The sequence below is a fragment of the Mesorhizobium sp. M4A.F.Ca.ET.050.02.1.1 genome, from assembly GCF_003997725.1.
In the GTDB taxonomy this organism is placed as follows: Bacteria; Pseudomonadota; Alphaproteobacteria; order Rhizobiales; family Rhizobiaceae; genus Mesorhizobium.
In genome coordinates this window covers 1-2,494 of record NZ_RZSG01000844.1, presented here as the reverse complement: position 1 = coordinate 2,494, position 2,494 = coordinate 1, and the positions used below count along the sequence as shown (strand labels likewise).

The 2,494-nt window shown below is 65.7% G+C and carries 3 protein-coding genes and 1 pseudogene; 2 read left to right on the top strand and 2 right to left on the bottom strand.

Going from position 1 to position 2,494, the window contains the following annotated elements:
* Positions 1 to 43: 43 nt before the first annotated feature.
* Together EOA33_RS32085 and EOA33_RS32080 are read left to right on the top strand one after the other, a co-directional pair.
* Positions 44 to 520 (top strand): annotated as a pseudogene (locus EOA33_RS32085) (sensor histidine kinase); the annotation flags it as partial.
* Entirely contained in the window at positions 517 to 891 is a 375-nt protein-coding gene (locus EOA33_RS32080; RefSeq protein ID WP_127407454.1) for a response regulator, read from the top strand. The pseudogene EOA33_RS32085 and the gene EOA33_RS32080, both read left to right, overlap by 4 nt.
* A 39-nt stretch (positions 892 to 930) precedes the next feature.
* On the opposite strand, the gene rsmA is transcribed toward EOA33_RS32080, so the two are convergent.
* Positions 931 to 1,761, bottom strand: a complete 831-nt coding sequence (gene rsmA, locus EOA33_RS32075; RefSeq protein WP_126055645.1) for a 16S rRNA (adenine(1518)-N(6)/adenine(1519)-N(6))-dimethyltransferase RsmA — start codon at positions 1,759 to 1,761, stop codon at positions 931 to 933.
* Positions 1,762 to 1,786: 25 nt separating this feature from the next.
* Positions 1,787 to 2,494 (bottom strand): 4-hydroxythreonine-4-phosphate dehydrogenase PdxA (gene pdxA, locus EOA33_RS32070; protein ID WP_127407453.1); only part of this gene is annotated, 708 nt, incomplete at its 5' end.

The following is a 2,494-nucleotide window of genomic DNA, read 5'->3' as shown; positions in this document are numbered from 1 at the left end:
GTTCTGGCCGTCCTTGCCGCCGTAGGAAGACAGCGTCGCCCGCACGCACGAATTGCTGGCTTCCTATCAATGGGGAGGCGCCGACCTCGAAAATCTGGTGCGGGCGACGCTGTCTTCCTACGGCGGCAAGGACGGCCAGAACCTCGACGTTCATGGAGCGGTGTTCCGGCTGAATGCGAGCGCGGCGGCCACGCTCGGCCTGGTGTTCTTCGAACTGGCCAGCAACGCCGCCAAATATGGCGCGCTTTCCGCTGAAAAGGGCCGCGTGGAGGTTTCCTGGCGCATCGAAGGCTCGGAAACCCTGTCGATCGACTGGAAGGAGAGCGGCGGGCCGAAGGTGAAGGGGCCGCCGAAAAGAAGTTTTGGAACCACTTTCATCCAGCAGAGTTTGGAGTACGAGCTAGGTGGAAATGTCGATTTGCAGTTCAAACCCTCCGGGTTGGAGTGCCTTTTGCGCATTCCACTGCCCAAGTCGGAAATGATCGACTATTTGTCCCTGCCTGCTCCAGGCAAGGTATGAATGAGCAAAGGTCTCTTTCCGGTCTGCACATTCTCGTCGTCGAGGATGCGTTCCTGGTCGCGCTCGACCTCTCGGATCAGTTGACGGATTCAGGCTGCGAGGTGATCGGCCCCGCCGCGTCGGTGGAACAGGCCCTGCAGGAGATTGATGGCATCGAGCTGGACGGCGCCGTCCTGGACGTCAATCTGAACGGCGAACGGAGCTTTCCGATAGCCGAGTTGCTGGCTTCGCGCGGCATCCCTTTCCTGTTCCTGACCGGTTACGACAGCTCGAGCGTCTTTCCCGATGCGTTCCGGCAGTCGCCCAGACTGTCGAAGCCCGTCGATCCCAAGGCGCTGACCGAAGCGGTCGCGCATTTTCGCAGGCGCTGATTCTCCCTTTCTCGCGCAAGTGCAGATGGAAAGAGCGCATCAGATCGCGTTCGTCAGCCTTACAAATTCCTCGACATCGAGCGTCTCGGCGCGGCGGGTCGGATCAATGCCGGCGCGCACCAGCAAGGCCTCGCCGCCCAGGCTTTTCACGCTTTGCCGCAGCATTTTCCGGCGCTGACCAAAAGCCGCCTCGGTGACGCGGCCGAGCTTCCTTGCCTCGACCGGCAAGGGTGTTGCGCGCGGCACCAGGTGCACCACCGACGACGTCACCTTCGGCGGGGGGGTGAAGGCCTGCGGCGGCACGTCGAAAGCGATCCTGGCCTGCGTGCGCCAGCCGGCCAGCACGCCGAGCCGCCCATAGGCGTCGCTGCCTGGGGCAGCGGTGATGCGCTCGGCCACCTCGCGCTGGAACATCAGCGTCATCGACTGGTAGAAGGGCGGCCATTCGGAAACCGTCAGCCAGCGGATCAGGAGTTCCGTGCCGATATTGTAGGGCAGGTTGGCGACGATCTTCACCGGTCCGCCGGCATCTCCGGCAAGCGCGGCGAAATCCGTCTTCAGCGCATCGCCGGGGATGACCTCCAGCCGGCCGGGATAGTGATTGGAGACCTGCGCCAGCGCCTCCAGGCAGCGCTCGTCGCGCTCGATGGCGACGACCCGCCTGGCGCCATTGAACAGCAGCGCCCGCGTCAATCCGCCGGGGCCGGGTCCGACCTCGATCACGGTGGTGTCGGCGAGGTCGCCGGCGGCGCGTGCGATCTTGCCGGTCAGATTGAGGTCGAGCAGGAAATTCTGGCCGAGCGCCTTCTTTGCCTGCAGCCCATGGCGCTCGATCACCTCGCGCAGCGGCGGCAGGCCGTCGATCGTCATGCGGCCGGGCTCATCGCGATGCGGCTCATGCGGCGGCAGCCTCCGCCCCGCTGTCGGCCAGCCGGCGGGCGAGCTTCAGTGCCGCGATCAGGCTGTCGGCGCGCGCAATTCCCTGCCCGGCAATGTCGAAGGCGGTGCCGTGGTCGGGCGAGGTGCGGATGAAGGGCAGCCCGAGGGTGACGTTGACTGCCTCGTCGAAGGCCAGCGCCTTGGCCGGGATCAGCGCCTGGTCGTGGTACATGCAGAGCGCCGCGTCATAGCCGGCCCGCGCCCGCGGGTGGAACATGGTGTCGGCCGGCAGCGGCCCGAACGCATCGATGCCTTCCGCCTTCAGTTGTTCGATCGCCGGACGGATGACCAGATTGTCCTCCAGCCCTATCGTGCCGCCCTCTCCGGCATGCGGGTTGAGGCCGGCGACCGCGAGCCTCGGCCTGGCGATGCCGAAGCGGTTCTCAAGATCGGCGGCGGTGATGCGTCCGGTGGCGACAATCAGCTCCGTGGTCAGCGCCTTGGGTACATCGGCGAGCGCGATGTGGATGGTGACCGGGACCGTGAGCAACTCCGGGCCTGCAAGCAGCATCACCGGTGTCACCTCGACGCCAGTCTGCCGTGCCGCCAGATGCGCCAGATATTCGGTGTGGCCGGGAAAGCGGAAGCCGGCATCGTAGAGCGGCTTCTTGGCGATGGGGCAGGTGACCACCGCCGCGGCGCGCCCGGCAAGGCAGTCGGCCAC

Excerpts from the sequence above, each read along its gene's own strand:
- EOA33_RS32080 (WP_127407454.1), top strand. The coding sequence starts at position 517 with ATGAATGAGCAAAGGTCTCTTTCCGGTCTGCACATTCTCGTCGTCGAG.
- rsmA (WP_126055645.1), bottom strand. The coding sequence starts at position 1,761 with ATGACGATCGACGGCCTGCCGCCGCTGCGCGAGGTGATCGAGCGCCAT.